Annotated in this window: 18 protein-coding genes; 4 read left to right on the forward strand and 14 right to left on the reverse strand. The window is 73.4% G+C overall.

What is annotated here, in order from left to right:
- The 10 genes from cysD to ACZ6SQ_RS30230 form a co-directional block, all read right to left on the reverse strand.
- Window positions 1-936, reverse strand: coding sequence for a sulfate adenylyltransferase subunit CysD (gene cysD / locus ACZ6SQ_RS30185; RefSeq protein ID WP_469567616.1), 936 nt, complete (start codon window positions 934-936; stop codon window positions 1-3).
- Entirely contained in the window at window positions 933-1,508 is a 576-nt protein-coding gene (cysC, locus tag ACZ6SQ_RS30190) for an adenylyl-sulfate kinase (RefSeq protein ID WP_469567617.1), read from the reverse strand. The genes cysD and cysC overlap by 4 nt, the downstream gene beginning before the upstream one ends.
- Complete coding sequence (locus ACZ6SQ_RS30195; RefSeq protein WP_469567618.1) at window positions 1,505-2,215, reverse strand: phosphoadenylyl-sulfate reductase; 711 nt, start codon at window positions 2,213-2,215, stop codon at window positions 1,505-1,507. Before ACZ6SQ_RS30195 ends, cysC begins: the two co-directional genes overlap by 4 nt.
- Window positions 2,212-2,391: a hypothetical protein gene (locus ACZ6SQ_RS30200; protein ID WP_469567620.1), complete on the reverse strand. Its 180-nt coding sequence runs from the start codon at window positions 2,389-2,391 to the stop codon at window positions 2,212-2,214. The genes ACZ6SQ_RS30195 and ACZ6SQ_RS30200 overlap by 4 nt, the downstream gene beginning before the upstream one ends.
- Window positions 2,388-4,085: a nitrite/sulfite reductase gene (locus ACZ6SQ_RS30205; RefSeq protein WP_469567621.1), complete on the reverse strand. Its 1,698-nt coding sequence runs from the start codon at window positions 4,083-4,085 to the stop codon at window positions 2,388-2,390. Before ACZ6SQ_RS30205 ends, ACZ6SQ_RS30200 begins: the two co-directional genes overlap by 4 nt.
- Window positions 4,086-4,219: 134 nt before the next feature.
- On the reverse strand, window positions 4,220-4,303 hold the full coding sequence (locus ACZ6SQ_RS30210) for a putative leader peptide (protein WP_309474722.1): 84 nt from the start codon (window positions 4,301-4,303) through the stop codon (window positions 4,220-4,222).
- A 127-nt stretch (window positions 4,304-4,430) separates the two neighbouring features.
- Window positions 4,431-5,003 carry a GNAT family N-acetyltransferase gene (locus tag ACZ6SQ_RS30215; protein ID WP_469567623.1) on the reverse strand — a complete coding sequence of 191 codons (573 nt, stop codon included), beginning with the start codon at window positions 5,001-5,003 and terminating at the stop codon, window positions 4,431-4,433.
- Window positions 5,004-5,126: 123 nt separating this feature from the next.
- Entirely contained in the window at window positions 5,127-6,479 is a 1,353-nt protein-coding gene (locus ACZ6SQ_RS30220) for a hypothetical protein (protein ID WP_469567625.1), read from the reverse strand.
- Between the two features lie 227 nt (window positions 6,480-6,706).
- On the reverse strand, window positions 6,707-7,996 hold the full coding sequence (locus ACZ6SQ_RS30225) for a GAF domain-containing protein (RefSeq protein WP_469567628.1): 1,290 nt from the start codon (window positions 7,994-7,996) through the stop codon (window positions 6,707-6,709).
- 322 nt (window positions 7,997-8,318) lie between these two features.
- Window positions 8,319-9,953: an acyl-CoA dehydrogenase family protein gene (locus tag ACZ6SQ_RS30230; RefSeq protein ID WP_469567630.1), complete on the reverse strand. Its 1,635-nt coding sequence runs from the start codon at window positions 9,951-9,953 to the stop codon at window positions 8,319-8,321.
- A gap of 102 nt (window positions 9,954-10,055) precedes the next feature.
- On the opposite strand from ACZ6SQ_RS30230, the gene ACZ6SQ_RS30235 reads away from it, so the two are divergent.
- The gene (locus ACZ6SQ_RS30235) at window positions 10,056-11,219 is read left to right on the forward strand and encodes a YihY/virulence factor BrkB family protein (RefSeq protein WP_386380917.1); all 1,164 of its coding nucleotides are present in this window, start codon (window positions 10,056-10,058) and stop codon (window positions 11,217-11,219) included.
- Window positions 11,220-11,351: 132 nt separating this feature from the next.
- On the opposite strand, the gene ACZ6SQ_RS30240 is transcribed toward ACZ6SQ_RS30235, so the two are convergent.
- A complete protein-coding gene (locus ACZ6SQ_RS30240; protein ID WP_469567633.1) occupies window positions 11,352-12,182 on the reverse strand; it encodes an NmrA family NAD(P)-binding protein in 831 nt (276 codons plus the stop codon).
- A gap of 81 nt (window positions 12,183-12,263) precedes the next feature.
- On the opposite strand from ACZ6SQ_RS30240, the gene ACZ6SQ_RS30245 reads away from it, so the two are divergent.
- Both ACZ6SQ_RS30245 and ACZ6SQ_RS30250 read left to right on the forward strand, forming a co-directional pair.
- Window positions 12,264-13,223, forward strand: coding sequence for an AraC family transcriptional regulator (locus tag ACZ6SQ_RS30245; RefSeq protein ID WP_469567635.1), 960 nt, complete (start codon window positions 12,264-12,266; stop codon window positions 13,221-13,223).
- Between the two features lie 30 nt (window positions 13,224-13,253).
- Complete coding sequence (locus ACZ6SQ_RS30250; protein WP_469567637.1) at window positions 13,254-13,940, forward strand: helix-turn-helix domain-containing protein; 687 nt, start codon at window positions 13,254-13,256, stop codon at window positions 13,938-13,940.
- On the opposite strand, the gene ACZ6SQ_RS30255 is transcribed toward ACZ6SQ_RS30250, so the two are convergent.
- The 3 genes from ACZ6SQ_RS30255 to ACZ6SQ_RS30265 form a co-directional block, all read right to left on the reverse strand.
- Entirely contained in the window at window positions 13,929-14,336 is a 408-nt protein-coding gene (locus ACZ6SQ_RS30255; RefSeq protein WP_386380921.1) for a VOC family protein, read from the reverse strand. The two genes, ACZ6SQ_RS30250 and ACZ6SQ_RS30255, sit on opposite strands and share 12 nt — an antisense overlap.
- A 95-nt stretch (window positions 14,337-14,431) precedes the next feature.
- On the reverse strand, window positions 14,432-15,064 hold the full coding sequence (locus ACZ6SQ_RS30260; RefSeq protein WP_469567639.1) for a VOC family protein: 633 nt from the start codon (window positions 15,062-15,064) through the stop codon (window positions 14,432-14,434).
- 179 nt (window positions 15,065-15,243) lie between these two features.
- Entirely contained in the window at window positions 15,244-16,887 is a 1,644-nt protein-coding gene (locus tag ACZ6SQ_RS30265) for a phosphodiester glycosidase family protein (protein WP_469567641.1), read from the reverse strand.
- 219 nt (window positions 16,888-17,106) lie between these two features.
- On the opposite strand from ACZ6SQ_RS30265, the gene ACZ6SQ_RS30270 reads away from it, so the two are divergent.
- Window positions 17,107-18,705: a carboxylesterase/lipase family protein gene (locus ACZ6SQ_RS30270; RefSeq protein ID WP_469567643.1), complete on the forward strand. Its 1,599-nt coding sequence runs from the start codon at window positions 17,107-17,109 to the stop codon at window positions 18,703-18,705.
- The last annotated feature ends 162 nt before the right edge of the window (window positions 18,706-18,867 follow it).

The raw sequence follows: 18,867 nt of genomic DNA on the forward strand, positions 1-18,867 counted from the left end.
CTAGAAGTACCCCTCGCGCTTGCGGTCTTCCATCGCGGCCTCGGAGAGCTTGTCGTCGGCGCGCGTCGCGCCCCGCTCGGTGAGCCGGGAGGCGGCGATCTCGGTGATCACGGCGTCCAGCGTGGTGGCGTCGGAGTCGACGGCACCGGTGCAGGACATGTCGCCGACCGTGCGGTAGCGGATCAGGCGCTTCTCGACGGTCTCGCCGTCCTTCGGGCCGCCCCACTCGCCCGCGGTCAGCCACATCCCGTTGCGCCGGAACACGTCCCGCTCGTGCGCGAAGTAGATCTCCGGCAGCTCGATGCCCTCGCGGTCGATGTACTGCCACACGTCCAGCTCGGTCCAGTTGGACAGCGGGAAGACGCGCACATGCTCGCCCGGGGCGTGCCGGCCGTTGTACAGGTTCCACAGCTCGGGGCGCTGGCGGCGCGGGTCCCACTGGGAGAACTCGTCGCGCAGCGAGAACACCCGCTCCTTGGCGCGGGCCTTCTCCTCGTCGCGGCGGCCGCCGCCGAAGACCGCGTCGAACTTCTCCGCCTGGATCTTCTCCGTCAGCGGCAGCGTCTGGAGCGGGTTGCGGGTGCCGTCCGGGCGCTCCTTGAGGACACCGCGGTCGATGTAGTCCTGCACCGAGGCCACGTGCAGCCGCAGGTTGTGCGCGGCGACCGCGCGGTCGCGGTACTCGATGACCTCGGGGAAGTTGTGCCCGGTGTCCACGTGCAGCAGCGTGAAGGGCACCGGCGCCGGGGCGAAGGCCTTCAGCGCCAGGTGCAGCATGACGATCGAGTCCTTGCCGCCGGAGAACAGGATCACCGGCTTCTCGAACTCGCCCGCCACCTCGCGGAAGATGTGGACGGCCTCGGACTCCAGGGCGTCCAGGTGGGAGAGGGCGTACGGGGTGTCCGTGTCCTCGTGGAGGGTGGCAACCGTGGTCACGCCAGGCTCCTTTCGGTGAGCAGGGCGTACACCGACGCCGCGGACTCCTGCACGGTCTGGTTCTGGGACTCGATCCGCAGATCGGGCGTCTCGGGCTCCTCGTACGGGTCGTCGACCCCGGTGAGCCCGGTCAGTTCGCCCGCGGCCTGCTTGGCGTACAGACCCTTCACGTCCCGCACGCTGCACACGTCGACCGGGGTCGCCACATGCACCTCGACGTACGCCGTCGAGTTCGCCTCGTGGCGCTTGCGCACGGCGTCGCGGCTGTCGGCGTAGGGGGCGATGACGGGGACGAGGACCAGGACGCCGTTGCGGGCGAGGAGTTCGGCGACGAAGCCGATGCGCTGGACGTTGGTGTGCCGGTCCTCGCGGCTGAAGCCGAGGCCCGCGGAGATGAACTCGCGGATCTCGTCGCCGTCGAGGACCTCGACGCGGTGGCCCTCCTCGCGCAGCCGGCCGGCCAGCTCGTACGCGATGGTGGTCTTGCCGGCGCTCGGCAGACCCGTGAGCCAGACGGTGGCTCCGGTCGTCACGTGCTTCTCCTGGGTCGTCGGGGTCTGATGGCTCGTCATGCGTGCAGTCCGCACTCGGTCTTGGCGCGGCCCGCCCAGCGTCCGGCGCGCGCGTCCTCGCCCTCCGCCACCCGGCGGGTGCAGGGGGCGCAGCCGACGGAGGCGTAGCCGTCCGTCAGCAGCGGGTTGGTGAGGACGCCGTGCTCGGTGACGTAGGCGTCGACGTCGTCCTGGGTCCAGCGGGCGATCGGCGAGATCTTGACCTTCTGCCGCTTCTCGTCCCAGCCGACGACCGGGGTGTTCGCCCGGGTGGGGGACTCGTCGCGGCGCAGGCCGGTCGCCCAGGCCTGGTAGCCGCCGAGGCCCTCCTCCAGGGGCTGCACCTTGCGGAGCCTGCAGCACAGGTCGGGGTCGCGGTCGTGCAGCTTCGGGCCGTGCTCGGCGTCCTGTTCGGCGACGGTCTGCCGCGGGGTCAGCGTGATGACGTTGACGTCCATCACGGCCTCGACCGCGTCACGGGTGCCGATGGTCTCCTCGAAGTGGTAGCCGGTGTCGAGGAACACCACGTCCACTCCGGGCATCGCCCGCGAGGCGAGGTGGGCGACCACCGCGTCCTCCATGGAGGAGGTCACGCAGAACCGCTTGCCGAAGGTGCCGACCGCCCACTGCAGGATCTCCAGCGCGGAGGCGTCCTCCAGTTCGCGGCCCGCCCGCTCGGCCAGTGCCTTCAACTCGTCCGCCGTACGCACTTCCTGAGCCGTCGTCATGACTCGTCCCCTCCCGTTGAGTTGGGCTGAAGCCCCCGGGTCAGCAGCCCGAGGAACTTCAACTGGAATGCGCGGTTGCATGCCGCGCATTCCCAGGCGCCGTGGCCCTGCTCATTGGGACGCAGGTCCTCGTCGCCGCAGTAGGGGCAGTAGAAGGGGGCGGCGCGCTCGCTCACGACAGGGCCTCCTCGGAGGCACGTGAGGCCCAGGCCGCGAACCGCTCGCCGTCCTCGCGCTCGGCCTCGAACCGCTTGAGCACCCGCTCGACGTAGTCGGGCAGTTCCTCGGAGGTGACCTTCAGACCGCGCACCTTGCGGCCGAACCCGGCCTCCAGACCGAGCGCGCCGCCCAGGTGCACCTGGTAGCCCTCGACCTGCTCGCCCCGCTCGTTCAGGACCAGCTGGCCCTTGAGACCGATGTCCGCGACCTGGATACGGGCGCAGGCGTTCGGGCAGCCGTTGAGGTTGATGGTGATCGGCTCGTCGAAGTCCGGGATCCGGCGCTCCAGTTCGTCGATCAGCGCGGCGCCGCGCGCCTTGGTCTCGACGATCGCGAGCTTGCAGTACTCGATGCCGGTGCAGGCCATCGTGCCGCGCCGGAAGGGGGAGGGCTTCGCGGTGAGGTCCAGCGCCTCCAGCGACTCGACCAGCGACTCGACCTGCCCCTCCTCGACATCGAGGACGATCATCTTCTGCTCGACCGTGGTGCGCACCCGGCCCGAGCCGTGCGCCTCCGCCAGGTCGGCGATCTTGGTGAGCGTGGTGCCGTCGACACGGCCGACGCGCGGCGCGAAACCGACGTAGTAGCGCCCGTCGTTCTGCCGGTGCACTCCGACGTGGTCGCGCCAGCGGGCGACCGGCTGGTCGGGGGCGGGGCCGTCGACCAGCTTGCGCCCCAGGTACTCGTTCTCCAGGACCTCGCGGAACTTCTCCGGGCCCCAGTCGGCGACCAGGAACTTCAGGCGGGCGCGGGTGCGGAGCCGGCGGTAGCCGTAGTCACGGAAGATCGAGATGACGCCCTCGTAGACGTCCGGGACCTCGTCCAGCGGCACCCAGGCGCCGAGCCGGACGCCGATCTTGGGGTTGGTGGACAGGCCGCCGCCGACCCACACGTCGAAGCCGGGGCCGTGCTCGGGGTGGTTCACGCCCACGAACGCCACGTCGTTGATCTCGTGCGCCACGTCCAGCAGCGGCGAGCCGGAGATCGCGGACTTGAACTTCCGGGGCAGGTTCGAGAAGGCCTTGTTGCCGATGACCCGGCGCTGGATCTCCTCGATGGCGGGGCTGCCGTCGATGATCTCGTCGGCGGCGATGCCCGCGACCGGGGAGCCGATGATCACACGCGGGGTGTCGCCGCACGCCTCGGTGGTGGACAGGCCGACCGCCTCCAGGCGGTTCCAGATCTCGGGCACGTCCTCGATGCGGATCCAGTGGTACTGGACGTTCTGCCGGTCGGTGATGTCCGCGGTGCCGCGGGCGAACTCCTGCGAGATCTCGCCGATCACCCGCAGCTGCTCGGTGGTCAGCCGGCCGCCGTCGATGCGGACGCGCAGCATGAAGTACTCGTCGTCCAGCTCCTCCGGCTCCAGGATCGCGGTCTTGCCGCCGTCGATCCCGGGCTTGCGCTGGGTGTACAGACCCCACCAGCGCATCCGGCCGCGCAGGTCGTTGGGGTCGATCGAGTCGAAGCCGCGCTTGGAGTAGATCGTCTCAATGCGTGTCCGCACATTGAGACCGTCGTCGTCCTTCTTGAACTGCTCGTTGCCGTTGAGCGGGGTGAAGTGCCCCGCGGCCCACTGACCCTCGCCACGGTGACGGCTCACCTTGCGGCGGGGAGTCGCGGCAGCGGGGTTCTGCGGGTTCGCGGCCATGGTTGTTACGTCCTTCGGGACCGGGGGAGCGGCTCTGACCTGCGCCTACGGGCGCACGGAGGCATACCCGCGCATCGTCGCGCAGGAAACACCGGGGAAATCTGGAAGCGGGGAACGCGGCTGTGCTGGTGGTGTCAGCTCACCGGACAGATGGCGCTGGACATGCGGCCGAGGTCGACGTGCCGCCGACTCACCAAGGCAATTCCAGTTCCAGACATGACGGAAGCGTGTCACGGAGATCTGGACACAGTCCAGCTTCGTCCAACATGCGGACACCCTTGTCCCGCTATGTGGGACAAGGGTGTCATCGGTCACACCGTCCGCGAACGGACTTGTCGACGCAGGTCAGGCAGGGTAAGCGCCGGGCCAGGGGCCGGGCGTGGGCCGCAGCGCCTCCTCCTCGACCTTGGTGTCGAACAGCTTGAAGCCCCGGCGCTGGTAGTTGTCCATCGCGAACTCGCCGTCCTTGCTGCAGGTGTGCAGCCAGACCCGCTTGGTCGGGGTGCGCTCGGGCCAGCGCTCCGCGAGGTCCCAGGCCCGGGCGGTGCCCACCGACAGCAGATGACCGCCAATGCGCCGGCCGCGGAAGGCCGCGATCAGCCCGAAGTACTCGATCTCCACGACCCCGTCGTCCTGCGGGCTCAGCTCCACGTACCCGGCGGGCGTGCCCCGCTCGTAGGCGACCCAGGTCTCCGCGCCGGGCCGGTCCAGGTGCTCCTGCCAGCGCGCGTACGTCCAGCCGAGCCGGTCGGTCCACAGGATGTCCCCGCCGACGGAGGCGTACAGGAAGCGGCTGAACTCGGGCGAGGGAAGCTCGGCGCGCACGATCCGCACGTCACCCTCCGGCGCGGCGGCCGGCAGGAGATCGGTGGGCGCTGTCTGCTCCAGGGACCAGGTGGTCACGACGACATTGCTCATGTCCGTCAGGGAATCATCCCTTCCGGACATCTGTCGATCGCGTCCGGAGTGCGGCCGTCGGGGCGCCGTCGGCGGTACGGCCGCACGGGCGCGGCACGGCCGCCGGGGCCGCCGCCCCGGACGTCAGTCGAGCGCCCGGTCGATCTCGCGCAGCGGCAGCGCGAACAGCATGCGTCCCGACTGCGTCCACACCTCGCCGGTCCGCTCCCCGTACGAGAGGGAGGCGGTCGAGGCGCTCCAGCAGTGGGAGGCGCGGTCGGTGCCGCACCCGGTGACCCGGGCGCCCTCGGTGTCCTGGCGCCACAGCGAGCCGGGGCCGCCCTCGCTGGCCCGGCTGACGTACCAGCCCGAGCGGTGCGCCAGCACGCCGCGCACGTCGGTGGCCTCGGTGCGCAGCGTCTCGACGGGTTCGGCCCGGTTCCGGGCGCGCGGGGCGGCGTCTGTGGTGTCCGTGGCGTCCGTGGCGAGGAGGCCGGAACGGTCCGGGTCGGTGCTGAAGGCGTAGCGCCGCAGCAGGGTGCCGTCCTCGCCGTCCCCGGCCGTGCGCTGGGTCAGCACCAGGCTGTCGGGTGCCGTGCTGCGGTCCAGCGAGAGGGCGCCGGGGCCGGGCGCGCCGGGGGCGAGCCGGTAGGCGCCGACGGCGGGCAGGACGTACCGCATCCCGTACGCCGACCAGCCGCCGGGCACCCGGCCGGCCGAGGGGGCCGACACGGTCGTGCGCAGGATGCGGTGCATGTCGTAGACGTAGACGGCGTGGTCCGCGGTGACGAGCAGCTTGTCCTCGTACCAGACCATGCCGGACAGGTCGGAGGCGAGCGGCCGGTAGTCGCGTCCGTCGTTCACCGGTACGACGAGGAGGGCCGAGGTGTAGGCCGGGTGGTGGGACGGGTCGGCGTCGACGAAGGAGACGCGGGCGAGCACCGGGCGCGCGGACCGGGCGGCGGCCCCCGTGGTGTTCCCGGCGGCCGTCCCGCTCCCGGCGCCCGTCCCGTCGTCCGGGCCCGCCGTGGCCGTGGACCACCCGGCGAGGACCACCCGGTGGGTGCCCCAGGCGCCGTCGTCGTCCGCGTCCGCGGAGGTGGTGACCGCCCCCGGGCGGCGGCCGCCGGTGTCGGCGGGGTCCCAGCAGTGGGCACGGGTGGTGGCCGGGGCGACCGGCAGCGCGGCGCGCTCGGCGGTGGTGCACGCGGCGGCCGGGCGGAGGCTGTGGTCGGTGCGGGCGAGCAGGGCGCCTATGCCGACGGGGCGGCCCATCTCGCGGGTCAGACGGTCCAGGGTGCGGGACGGGAGGAGGTCCTCGGTCAGCCGGCCGGACGCGTCGGCGGCGGCCGTCAGCGGGCCGGGGTTCTCGTCGACGGTCGCCTGGGAGACGCTGATCATGGTCGCGGCGCCGGTCAGCGCGAGCGCGGTCCCGGTCAGGAACGCGCGCAGCGCCCTGCCCCGCTTGCGCCGGCGGTGTCTGCCGCGATGCTTCATGAGCTCCCTCTCCAGGCTCGCGCGGGCCGGGTCAACTGAGCCTGGTGATCCGTACGTTGATCAGGAAACAGCAGAGACGGCCTCAGGCGACTCTACGGCAGCGGGGCGGGCGGATGGACGAGGACCCGACAAATCGGTGGAGGAAGTCACCCGGGGCCGGACCGGGTTGCCGGGTCCCGCCCGCGCGGGGCGCCCCTGCCGCGCCCGCCGCACCGCTCGGCTCCCTCTCAGGGCGAGCCGGCCCGCCGTGCCGCCCGTACCGCGGGCGCGCTGGAGTGCGGCAGCAGGTCGGCAGGGTCGTCCGGGAGGAGAATCTCCACGTCCAGGTCCTCGCAGAAACGATACGGCCGGTGTTCCAGGAATCCCTCGAGATACCGCCGGACCCTGGACATCTCGGCCCGTACCGTCACCGTGCGCCCGCCGTCGCCGAACAGGTCCTCGGCCAGCCCCGCGGCGCTGCGCCCGGCCGGCCGTCTGGCCAGCAGGAAGAGCAACTCCGCGTGCCGCGGGCTCAGTTCCCGGCACCACTCGCCCGCCCCGCCGGACACCGCCACCGACCAGCGGCGCGGCTGCGTCAGATCGAGCACGATCCGGGTGCCCGCGCGCGACTGCGGCCGGTCCGCCGCGGCCCGCACCAGCCACCCCCCGGCCAGCGGCTCCAACGAGCACGGTCCGAGTCCGGGCAGCCACCGCCGCCCCGCCGACAGGGACTTGGGCAGCGCGGTACGGCTCGTGTACGGCACACCGGTGACCGCGGCCGTCCAGCCGTCCCGGTCCATCACCAGCGCGCGTCCGCCGACCCGGGCCAGCACCGGGGCCGCCACCGCCCGCAACCGCTCCAGGGAGGTCAGATGCAGCTCCCGCAGCCGGGCCTCGGCGAGTTTGGCCACCGCGTCGACCCAGGCGAGCGTGGCCGGATGCATCGTCTCCAGCGGCCCGCTCACATCGACCACGCCGATCAGCCGGCCGTCGCGCGGATCGGTGATCGGGGCCCCCGCGCAGGTCCAGGTGGCGTGCGAGCGCACGAAGTGCTCGGAGGCGAACACCTGCACGGGCCGCCGTACCACCGCGGGCGTGCCCACGCCGTTGGTGCCGACCACATGCTCGCGCCAGTCCGCGCCGATCTCGAAACCCAGGCTGTCCGCCCTGCGCAGCACCGGCACGCTGCCCTCCCGCCACAGCACCCGGGCGTCCGCGTCGGCGACGACCATGATGTGCCGCGCCGCGTCCGCGACCGACAGCAGGCCCTCCCGCAGCACCGGCAGCACCGGGAGCAGCGGCGACTCCTCCCGGCGGCGGCGCACCTCGTCCGGGGTGAGCAGGCCCGAGCGGAAGTCGTGGTCGGGATCGACGCCGCCGCGCAGCATGCGCCCCCAGGAGTCCTCGATCACCGGCCGGGGCGCGAGGGGCGCCCGCTGTCCGGAGAGCGTCGCCTCGCGCACCGCGCTGAGCATCCGTGCCGCGTGCGCCGTGTCGAAGGCGGCCAACTGCGTCACGTTCATCGGCGGGTTCGCCACGGGATCCTCCCGGGAAAAGCTGTGCGGCGACCGGATGTCAAGCCCTCGGGCCGACGACTTCCGGCCGGGTACCGGCGGGTTCGTCCATACTGCCGCCCCTTCCCGACGGAAGGGCGAAGTCCGGTCATCGCCGCCCGAAGTTGCAACCCTCTGCAACCCTGGTGAACAGCAGTACGGTGGTTGAAACTTGAGCGACGTCGCCCGTGCGGCGTCCATGGCCTTCTCAGGGGCCAGTCGTGCGGGGGTGGTGCCGTGTCGGCGCAGCACCACCCCCGGCGGCAGGGCGCGGACACCCCCGCCGACGGCACGGGACGGCCCCAGATCACAGCTCCGGCCGGGCCCGCTCCACGATCGAGGCCAGATCCAGCGTGTGCGGCAGCGTGCCGAACGCCGCGCCCCCGTCCCCGCCCAGCCGCGCCGCGCAGAACGCGTCGGCCACCGCGGGCGGCGCGTACCGCACCAGCAGCGCCCCCTGGAGCACCAGCGCCAGCCGCTCCACCAGCCGCCGCGCCCTCGCCTCGATGCCCTCCAGATCCGCCAGCTCCGTCAGCAGCGCCTTGATCGCCGCGTCCAGCCGGTGATCCGCCCCGCGCGCCTGCCCGACCTCCTGGAGGAACGCGTTCAGCGCCGTCGGCTCCCGCTGCAGCGCCCGCAGCACATCCAGCGCCTGGACGTTCCCGGCGCCCTCCCAGACCGAGTTCAGCGGCGACTCCCGCACCAGCCGGGGCATCCCCGACTCCTCGACGTACCCGTTGCCGCCCAGGCACTCCGCCGCCTCCACCACCAGCGGCGCACAGCGCTTGGTCACCCAGTACTTGGCCGCCGGCACCGCGAGGCGCAGGAACGCCCGCTCCTGCTCACCACCGTCGTCGTAGGCCGCCGCCAGCCGCAGCGCCAGCGTCGTCGCCGCCTCCGACTCCAGCGCGAGATCGGCCAGCACATTGCGCATCAGCGGCTTGTCGACGAGCTTCCCGCCGAACGCCTCCCGGTGCGCGCAGTGGTGCACGGCCTGCGCGACCGCCTGCCGCATCAGGCCCGCCGAGCCCAGCACACAGTCCAGCCGGGTCGCCGCGACCATGCCGATGATGCTGCGCACCCCGCGTCCCTCCGCGCCGACCCGGCGCGCCCAGGTGCCGTCGAACTCGACCTCGGCGGAGGCGTTCGACCGGTTGCCCAGCTTGTCCTTCAGCCGCTGGATGCGGAACACGTTCCGCGAGCCGTCCGCCAGCACCCGCGGCACCAGGAAACAGGTGAGCCCGTCCGGGGCCTGCGCCAGCACCAGGAAGCCGTCCGACATCGGGGCCGAGCAGAACCACTTGTGCCCGGTCAGCTCGTACGTCCCGTCCTCCGCGAGCGGCCGCGCGGCCGTCTCGTTCGCGCGGACGTCACTGCCGCCCTGCTTCTCCGTCATGCCCATCCCGAACAGCGCGCCCGCCTTCAGCCGCGCGGGCCGCAGATCACGGTCGTACAGGACGGACGTCAGCAGCGGCTCCCACTCGGCGGCCAGCTCCGGATCGGTGCGCAGCGCCGGGACAGCCGCGTGGGTCATCGACAGGGGGCACAGGTTCCCGGCCTCGACCTGCGTCCACACCACGAACGACGCCGCCCGCCGCACATGCCCGCCCGGCCGGTTCCAGGCCGACGTCAGTCCCGCCGCCACGCCCTTGCCGAGCAGCCGGTGCCAGGCCGGATGGAAGTCGACCTCGTCGAGCCGCCGGCCGTAGCGGTCGTGCGTGCGCAGCCGCGGCGGATGCTCGTTCGCCTGCACCCCCCACTCCTGCACCTGGGCCGAGCCGGAGGTACGCCCGAGCAGCGACAGATCGCCCGTCGCCTCCGTGATCAGATCCGGTGCCAGATGCCGTTCGACCGCCTCCACGAGCACCTGGTCGGTGCCGAAGACGTCGTAGCCGGTGAGCGGGGGCGGCTGGTTGGTCACGGTGTGGGTGCTGCGTGCCATGAACCGGAACCTACCCCGGCGCGGCGGAGGGGGCACGAGCGGGACACGGTCCACCGCCCGACCAGGGTGAGTGCACCGCGCCACGGCGGATACCGTTGGGTCGTGCAGCCAGCAAGTGAAACCCCCGGGAGCCGGCCCTCCGGCCGTCTCCACCGCGCGCGTGCGCTCTACCGGAACGTCTCCAAGCGCAGGACCGCCTGGCTGCTGCTGAAGGACACCGTCAATTCGTGCATCGAGTACCGCATCCTCGGGCTCGCCGCCGAGGCCGCGTTCTTCACCCTGCTCTCCGTGCCGCCGCTGCTGCTCAGCCTGATCGGCATGCTCGGCTACGTCGACGACTGGACCGGCACCGACACCATCACCAGCCTGGAGACCAACCTCCTGGAGGCCTCCCGCACGGTTCTGTCCGAAAAGGGAGTGCAGCAGATCGCCCGGCCGATCCTGGACGACGTCATGGAGGGCGGCCGCCCGGACATCATCTCCATAGGCTTCCTGTTCGCCCTGTGGTCCGGCTCGCGCGCGGTCAACGTCTTCATCGACACCATCACCGTGATGTACGGCCTCGACGGCGTCCGCGGCATCGTCAAGACCCGGCTGCTGGCCTTCGTGCTGTTCCTCGTGGCCCTGCTGATCGGCTCGGTCGCGCTGCCGCTGATGGTGGCCGGACCGGACGCGGTGCTACGGGTCCTGCCCTGGTCCACGACACTCGTCCAGGTGCTCTACTGGCCGGTCGTCATCGTGCTGTCCATCATCTTCCTGACCACGCTCTACCACGTCTCCGTGCCCGTGCGCTCCCCGTGGATCGAGGACGTGCCCGGCGCGCTGTTCGCCCTGGGCATGTGGGTGCTCGGCAGCTTCCTGCTGCGGATCTACCTCACCAACACGGTCGAGGGCGCCACCATCTACGGCTCGCTGGCCGCCGCCGTCGCCGTGATGCTGTGGATCGGCGTCTCCGCCTTCGCCGTCCTGGTCGGCGCCGCGGTCAACGCCGCCATCGACCGGGTCTGGCCCGCCGCCGCGACCGCCGCCGCCCGTGAGGCCAACGAGCGGCTGCGGCAGCAGCAGGTCGCCGAGTACGTCGCCCGCGCCGCCGCCCACCGCGACGAGACCGACCCCGACGACCCGGACATGCCGTCCGAGTTCCCGGAGCGGTGGTCCCGCTTCCTGCCCCACGAGGACGTCACCGCGCGTTTTCGCGCGCATGCGAAGAGTGCGGGGAAGCCGGGGACGGGGCAGACGAACGGGGAGACGCCGCCGGAGAAGTGACCGGCCGGGGCGGCACGGGGGCTCGGCCGCCGAGAGATGACCGGGCGGGGACGGTGGGCGGGGTGGCCCGCCCGTCGCCCTCCGGGAGCGCGCCGGGCGGGGCCGGTCGGGCCGTCGTCTCCCGGGACCGGCTCAGGCCTTCCAGGCCCCCGCGGACTCCCGCACGAAGTCCGCGAAGTCGCGCGGCGCGCGGCCGAGGACCTGCTCGACACCGCCCGAGAGGTGGGCGTTGCGCCCGTCGAGCAGCGTCTCGAACAGCTCGACCAGGAAGCCGGCCTCCTCGGCGGGCGTACCGAACTCCGTGAGCATCTCCCCGAAGGCCCGCGCCGGAACCGCCCGGTACGGCAGTTCGCGCCCGGCCGCCCGGGACACCTCCGCCATCGCCTCCCCGAAGGTCAGCAGCCGCGGCCCCGACACCTCGATCTCCCGCCCCACGTACCGGTCGCCCGAGATCAGCGCCGCCACCACCACCTCCGCGATGTCCTGCGCGTCGATGAACGGCTCCCGCACCTCACCGCCCGGGAACACCAGCTCACCGGCCCCCCGGATGCCGTCCGCGAGCAGGCCCTCGCTGAAGTTCTGCATGAACCACGCCGCCCGCACGACGGTCCAGTCCGCCCCCGACGCCCGCACCGCCTCCTCCGTCGGCAGCGCCTGCTCCTCGCCGCGCGCCGACAGCAGCACCAGCCGCCGGACGCCGAGCCCGACCGCCTCGCGGGCCAGCGCGCCCACCTCTTCCGTGGCCTGCGGCGAGCCCACGTCGGTGGGGTGGACGAGGTAGACGGCGTCCGCGCCGCGCAGCGTCGGCGCCCACGTCGACCGGTCGCTCCAGTCGAACCCGTCTGCCCGCGAGGCCGTCCGGACCGTCAGCCCCGCGTCCTTCGCCGCCACGGCCACCCTGCTCCCGGTACGCCCCGAGGCCCCCGTCACCACCACGGTCATGTTCTGTGTGTGCTGAGTCATGACCTCAGTCAACTGCCGTACCGGGCGCGGGCCCATCGCCGAACGGCTCATTCCCATAAGCGCGCGTCTACGCTGGCTCCCATGGACGCACTCGCCGGTCTGCTGGAAGGGCCCCGGGCCCGCGGCGCCTTCATGATCCGGGCGTGCTTCGACCCGCCGTGGAGCGTGCGGGTGGAGGACCGGGCACCGCTCACCGTGATGCTGGTCGTCCGCGGCGACGCCTGGATCCTGCCCGACGCCGGCGAGAAGACGCTGCTGCGCGCCGGCGACCTCGCCATCGCCCGCGACCCCGACCCCTACACCTGCGCCGACGATCCCGGCACCGCCCCGCAGGCCCTGATCCTGCCCGGCGGCGAGTGCAGCTACCCCGACGGGCGACCGCTCAACGGCTCCATGGACCTCGGCGTACGGACCTGGGGCGACACCCTGGACGGCGGGACCGTGGTGCTCATCGGCACCTATCTGTGGCCCGGCGAGGTCAGCGGACGCCTGCTGGACGCGCTGCCGCCGCTGCTCACGCTGACCTCCGACACCTGGGACTGCCCGCTCACGCCCCTGCTCATGGAGGAGATCGTCCGCGACGAACCCGGGCAGGAGGTCGTTCTCGACCGGCTCCTGGACCTGCTGGTCATCGCCGCGCTGCGGGCCTGGTTCTCCCGGCCCGAGGCGGAGACGCCCGCGTGGTACCGGGCGATGGCCGACCCGGTGGTGGGACGGGTGCTGCGGCTGATCCAGGACGATCCCGCGCACCCCTGGACGGTCGCCGCTCTGGCCGCGAAGGCCGGGGTCTCGCGCGCCGCCCTCGCGCGCAGGTTCGGCGAACTCGTCGGGGAGCCGCCGATGAGCTACCTCACCGCCTGGCGGCTGGCCCTGGCGGCCGACGCGCTGCGGGACACCGGCGACACCCTGGAGGCCATCGCCCGGCGGGTCGGCTACGGCAGCGCCTTCGCGCTGTCGGGGGCGTTCAAGCGGGTGTACGGGGTGAGCCCTCAGGAGCACCGGGCCCGGGGGCGTGAGGATGTGGGCGTGGTGCGGGCATGAGCGGCGCGTGGGCATGAGTGGTGTGTGGTCATGAGCGGCGGGTATGCGGAGCGGCCGTCCCGGGTGGCCGGGGCCGTGGTGTGGCGCAGCGGCCCCGGGCCCGGCGGCGGACGCGTCCTGCCCGACGGGTGCATGGACCTGCTGTGGCACCAGGGACAGCTGCTGGTCGCCGGGCCCGACACCCGGGCGTACGTCACCGACGCGGAGGGCGGCGCCTGGGCGGGAGTCCGCTTCCGGCCCGGGGACGGGCCCGCCCTGCTCGGCGTACCCGCGCACGAACTGCGCGACCGGCGCGTGGAGTTGGCCGATCTGCTGCCCGCCTCCGAGGTGCGGCTGCTCGCGGCGCGCGTGGCCGCCGCCGGTGATCCGGCGCGCGGGCTGGAGGACGTGGCCCTGCGGCTCGCGGACGAGGCCGAACTCGGCGACCCGCTGCTCGGGCGGGTCGTCCAGGCGCTCGACGCGGGCCGGCCGGTGGCCGACGTCGCGGGCGAACTCGGCTTGGGAGAAAGGCAGTTGCGTCGGCGATCGCTCACCGCGTTCGGGTACGGCCCCAAGACCCTCGGGCGCATCCTGCGCCTCCAGAGGGTCCTGAGGCTGTCCCGTACCGGTCTCGCCCTGGCCGAGACCGCCGCGCGTGCGGGGTACGCCGACCAGGCGCATCTCACCCGTGAGGTAAGGGAGTTGACAGGGACCACGCCGGGCCGGCTACTCGGCTGAGGGCGCTCCGGCCGGGGCGAAGAGGTCCACCGCGTTGCCGTCGGGGTCGTGCACGACGGCGTACCGCTGGCCCCACTCGGCGTCCCAGGGCTTCAGCTCGCCGTGGTACCCCGCGCCGGTCAGCTCCTCGTACACGGCGTCGACCTCGGCGGGGCCGTCGCAGCGCAGGGCCAGCGCGCTGCGGTGTCCTCCGGTGGGGGGCCGCCAGCCCGGGTGGAAGGACCGCACGGTCTCCTCGGTGTCCAGCATCAGCCGCGCACCGCCGGGCAGTCGGGCCTCCGCGTGCGGCTGCTGTTCGGAGCCGTCGGGGAAGTCGAAGCCGAGGCGGCGGTAGAACGGGACGGCGGCGGTCATGTCGGAGACGATCAGGCCGATGGCGTCGAATCGTGGGCTCATGCGTCGACGCTAGGCGGGGTGGGGCGGCGGTGTCTTGAAGAAAACGGACATCCGGGTGGGCGGGCGCATCGGCCTGTGCGGTTCGGGTGACTGACTCAGTCGAAGGTGACCGGTCCGTGGGGTGTGTCGACCGTGAACCTCATGCCCAACGGGCCCTCGGACAGCGGGAGTCCGACGTCCAGTGCGGCCAGCAGCGGGCGTAGTTCGTCGGGGTCCGGGGCGGTGGCGGTGAGCCCGAGCAGCGGCGTCACCGGCAGCCCGGACGCCGCGGGGTGGGGCGAGTCGCCCCAGTCGATCAGGAACGGGACCAGGCCCGACGGGTGCGCGTCCGCGCCGTCCGTGAGCCGCCAGCTCAGCAGCGTGCCGTCGGGTGTGCGGCGGCTCATGGCGTGCGCGGGGCCGGGGTCGTAGCCGCGCGCGCGGGCGGCGGCGATCGTGGCGTCCAGATCGGCCGGGCGGATCGCCCAGGTGACCGTACGCGGCACGGGCAGCACATCGACGGCGAACGCGCGTGGACCTTCGTGTCCCGACTGCTCGGGGTCGGGACCGATGATCTCCAGGTAGGCCGAACCGCCCAGTGACACCAGGTGGTTGCGGGTGCCCAGCCCGACGTGGACGCCGCCGGGGGCGGGTGTCACGCCGGTGCGGCGGGCGAAGTCGGCGACGGTGCCCGCCAGATCGGGCGTCGCGAGGACGAGGTGGTCGAGCTGTGCGGGAATCGTGTTCATCGGGGCCGAGGCTACGCACCCCGGCGCCTGAACGGGCGCGTATGGCTGGTTGTGTGCGCCTCGGGAGGGGTGGTGGTGAGTGGGGGCGGGCGCTTCGGTGCCGGTGCCGGTGCCGGTGCCGGTGCCGGTGGCGGGTGCGGTTGCGGTTGTGGTGTCGGCACCGAAGCGGGGCTTCTCCCCTAGCGCGCCAGGACCACCAGCGCGTCGCCGTCGGGGCGTTCGCCCGTGCGGTCGCTGGGGAGGCCCTGGAGTTCGCCGTTCACCACCATCGCCGTCGAACCGCCGCCGTCGAGGTTGAGGGCGTTCACCGCGCCGAGGCTGCGCATGACCTCCGCCGTCTCGGCGATCGTCATGCCCACACTGTGGCCGGGGCGGCGGCCGTCCACCGTGAGCAGGACGATCCGCCCGTTCGCGGTGACCCCGGCCGCGGTGCGCGGGGCACGCTGGAGGTACCAGCCGTTGTACAGGGCGGCGCGGTCCGCGCCCTGGATGTCCTCGGGGCTCCAGCCGTCCCGCACCGGGTCGAGGACCACCTGGCCGTTCCGCAGCAGCAGCGGGCCGCCGTTGATCACCGACGTCCTCGACGTCAGCGGCACCCCCGACCCGGTGTCCACGTCCGCCACCGACTTCCGCAGCGTCAGCACCGCCCCGACCCGGGCCTGGGCGCGCAGCCAGTCGGCCCCGCTGCCGGTCCCCTGGACGACCATGCCCCCCGCGGGCACGGCACCGCCGCGGACGGACCGTACCGCGGTCACCTTCCCGGTGGCGTCCAGCGTGGCCTGGAAGCCGGGTCCCTCCGGCGCGCTCGTGCCGAACTTCGGCGTGACGACGATCAGTTCGTTGAGATTGCCGCAGGTGTAGTCGTGCGCGGGGCGGGTGAAGGGGGTGGCCGTCCCGACGCCCCCGCAGTTCACGATCAGCCCCGCCTGGCGGTTGAGTCCGGTCACCAGCCGCGCCGTGCCGGTCGCCGTGTGAAGCGTGATCCTCGTGCTCAGCCGCCGCACCGCCGCCCGCTTCCCGGACTCGCTCGGGAGAACCAGCGCGGGCCGGCCGTTCACCGCCTCCGAGACGAGGTCCCCGCCGACCACCGAGATGCCCGCGAGGTCCCCGTCCGTGCCGGCCAGCCACGGGCCCGGCGTCGTGCGGTCGCTGCCGATGACGAAGAAGCCGCCGTTCACCGCGGCGAGCGCTCCGGTGCGCCGCGCCGTCTCGCTCGTGGTCTCGCGGCCCGGCACGATCCCGTTCGACAGCTCCGAACGCATCCGGCCGGTGAACCGGGTGGGGTCGATCACCAGCACGTCCAGGGACCACGGGCCGGTCGTACCGTGCCCGTCCTCGCCGGTGTACTGCACACTCCCGGTCAGGCCCGCGGCCACCATCTCCGTCCTGGCCGTGTCCGCCTCGGCCCGGTCCGTGAACCGGCCGACCCGCACCATCCAGCCCAGCGGCCGGTCGAGCGGGCCCCGCGGGTCGGGACCGGCCGTCGCGTCCCGCCGCGGCTCGTAACCCGCCGCGCGGACCGCCGCCTCCAGCTCGGCGACCTCCTGCTCGTTCGTGCCCACACCGACCGTGACGGTCCAGAAGTCCTCCGCCGACGTCTGTCCCCGCTCGATCGACACCTGGGTGATCCCGTCGGCGAGCTGCCGGGAGGTCCGGGTCTCCGGCAGCGGGCCCGGGCCGAGCGGCAGTTCGTCGGTGCCCGCCGCCTCGCCGCCCTGCGCGGCGGACGGAATCCCCGCCAGACAGGTCGCGAACGCGAGGGTGGCCAGGGCGGCGGCCAGCGCCCGTCCCCTGGTCGGGACGGGGGCCGAACGGATCTTCATCGGGTGGGCCTCTCCACTACGGTCGTCGGGCTGCGACCGAGCAGGATATGCGGGCCCTGCCTGGGACTTTGCGGCGACCCTCCGGTTTGCCTCGTGTTCGAAGGGTGTGTGGTCCCGGTGGTCCTGGGATTACCTCCAGTGGGCTAATCGCCGTACGGAATAGACGCGGGCGATGTGATGCTCTGATGTTGACGAGCCTCGCGAAGGGCTGGTGGGCGCATGAGAGCGGACCAGGCGCAACCCGTGGTGATGACGCCCTACGGCGCCGTGCGCGGCCGGTACGACAACGGCGTCGCCGTCTTCCGGGGCATTCCCTACGCCGCTCCGCCCTTCGGGGCCCGCCGGTTCCGGCCGCCGGAGCCGCCCGAGCCCTGGGCCGGGGTGCGGGACGCCGGCGCCTTCGGGCCCACCGCGCCGAAACCGCCCTACTCCGAGGCCTTCGCGCAGTACCTGTCCGATCCCGTGGTGGGCGGTGAGGACTGCCTCAACCTGAACGTCTGGACCCCCGAACCCGGTCCCGGCGCACGGCTGCCCGTCCTTGTATGGCTGCACGGCGGCGCGCTGACCCGCGGGTCCTCCGCGGTGCCCGTGTACGACGGGCGGGCCTTCGCTCGGGACGGCGTGGTCGTCGTCTCCGTCAACTACCGCCTCGGTGTCGAGGGCTACGGCCTGTTCCCCGACGCCCCCGCCAACGCCGGGCTGCGCGATCAGCTCGCCGCGCTCCGGTGGGTCCACCACACCGTCGCGGCCTTCGGCGGCGACCCCGGGCGGGTGACCCTCGCCGGGCAGTCCGCCGGGGCCATCAGCATCGGCGCGCTCATCGCCGCCCCCCAGGCCCAGGGGCTGTTCCGGCGGGCCGTCCTCCAGAGCGGGTCGCCCGAGGCCAGTGAACGCGACAAGGTGCGGCGGATGGTGCGGCGGATGGCCGCCCGGCTGAAGGTGCCCGCCACGGCCGAGGCCTTCGCGGAGGTCGACCGGGCGCTGCTGCTCCGCACCCAGGGGGAGGCCGGGCGGCTCAGCAGTCCCGTGCTGGGCGGGCCCGCCTTCGGGATCGTCGTCGACGGGGACCTCGTGCCGCGCGATCCGCTGGAGGCGCTGGTCGACGGGTCGGTCGCGGTGGGCGCCGAGCTGATGGTGGGATGGACCCGGGACGAGTACCGGCTGTGGCTGGTGCCCGGCGGGCTGCTGGAGCGGGTCGACCGGCTCGGCGCGGTCGCGCTCGCCGGGGCGCGGGCCCGGTGCCGGTGCGGGCCGGAGGTGACCCGCGGCTACCGGGCGCTGCTCCCGGAGGCGGGGACGGCCGAGGTCGTCGGGCAGATGGTGACCGACCGTCTGCTGCGGGTGCCGTTGTCCCGGCTGGCGGGGGCTCGGGCCGGTTCGTCGTACGTCTACGAGTTCGCCTGGCCCTCTCGGCTGCCGGACCTCGGGGCGTGTCACGCGCTGGAGCTGGGGTTCGTGTTCGACACGGGGGACGCCCGGGACGCGGTGAAACTGGCGGGGGAGGGGGCGCCGGGGGAGTTGGCGGGGGCGATGCACGGGGCGTGGATGCGGTTCGTGCGGGACGGGGACCCTGGGTGGGAGGCGTGGGACGACTCCCATCCGGTGCGGGTGTTCGGCGAGGAGCCGGAGGGCGGTGGCGGCGGTGTGCTGGCGCCGCGGACCGTGTTCGGGCATCGGGACGAGGCGCTGGCGTTGTGGGAGGGGGCGGGGGCGGGAGATGTGGAAGTCTCGGAGGGAGACGCGATCCTGTTGCGGGGGGCGGAACTCCGGGCGGTGATCAGCCGGTTGCGCCGGTCGGCCACGGTGCGGCGGCATTGACGGTGGCCGGTGTCGGTGCCGGTGCCGGTGCCGTGCCTGCGGCGGCTTGTCGGCGGGGGCGCCTGCGGTTGGTGGGTGGTGCGGGGGGGGGGGGGGGGGGGGGGGGGGGGGGGGGGGGGGGGGGGGGGGGGGGGGGGGGGGGGGGGGGGGGGGGGGGGGGGG

The organism is Streptomyces sp. NPDC048600 (genome assembly GCF_055587025.1).

Bases quoted from the DNA above. Each gene is read 5' to 3' on its own strand.
- cysC (WP_469567617.1), bottom strand. From the start codon at position 1,508: ATGACGAGCCATCAGACCCCGACGACCCAGGAGAAGCACGTGACGACC.
- ACZ6SQ_RS30195 (WP_469567618.1), bottom strand. From the start codon at position 2,215: ATGACGACGGCTCAGGAAGTGCGTACGGCGGACGAGTTGAAGGCACTG.
- ACZ6SQ_RS30205 (WP_469567621.1), bottom strand. From the start codon at position 4,085: ATGGCCGCGAACCCGCAGAACCCCGCTGCCGCGACTCCCCGCCGCAAG.
- ACZ6SQ_RS30210 (WP_309474722.1), bottom strand. From the start codon at position 4,303: ATGTCTGGAACTGGAATTGCCTTGGTGAGTCGGCGGCACGTCGACCTC.
- ACZ6SQ_RS30215 (WP_469567623.1), bottom strand. From the start codon at position 5,003: ATGAGCAATGTCGTCGTGACCACCTGGTCCCTGGAGCAGACAGCGCCC.
- ACZ6SQ_RS30220 (WP_469567625.1), bottom strand. From the start codon at position 6,479: ATGAAGCATCGCGGCAGACACCGCCGGCGCAAGCGGGGCAGGGCGCTG.
- ACZ6SQ_RS30230 (WP_469567630.1), bottom strand. From the start codon at position 9,953: ATGGCACGCAGCACCCACACCGTGACCAACCAGCCGCCCCCGCTCACC.
- ACZ6SQ_RS30240 (WP_469567633.1), bottom strand. From the start codon at position 12,182: ATGACTCAGCACACACAGAACATGACCGTGGTGGTGACGGGGGCCTCG.
- ACZ6SQ_RS30245 (WP_469567635.1), top strand. From the start codon at position 12,264: ATGGACGCACTCGCCGGTCTGCTGGAAGGGCCCCGGGCCCGCGGCGCC.
- ACZ6SQ_RS30250 (WP_469567637.1), top strand. From the start codon at position 13,254: ATGAGCGGCGGGTATGCGGAGCGGCCGTCCCGGGTGGCCGGGGCCGTG.
- ACZ6SQ_RS30255 (WP_386380921.1), bottom strand. From the start codon at position 14,336: ATGAGCCCACGATTCGACGCCATCGGCCTGATCGTCTCCGACATGACC.
- ACZ6SQ_RS30260 (WP_469567639.1), bottom strand. From the start codon at position 15,064: ATGAACACGATTCCCGCACAGCTCGACCACCTCGTCCTCGCGACGCCC.
- ACZ6SQ_RS30265 (WP_469567641.1), bottom strand. From the start codon at position 16,887: ATGAAGATCCGTTCGGCCCCCGTCCCGACCAGGGGACGGGCGCTGGCC.
- ACZ6SQ_RS30270 (WP_469567643.1), top strand. From the start codon at position 17,107: ATGAGAGCGGACCAGGCGCAACCCGTGGTGATGACGCCCTACGGCGCC.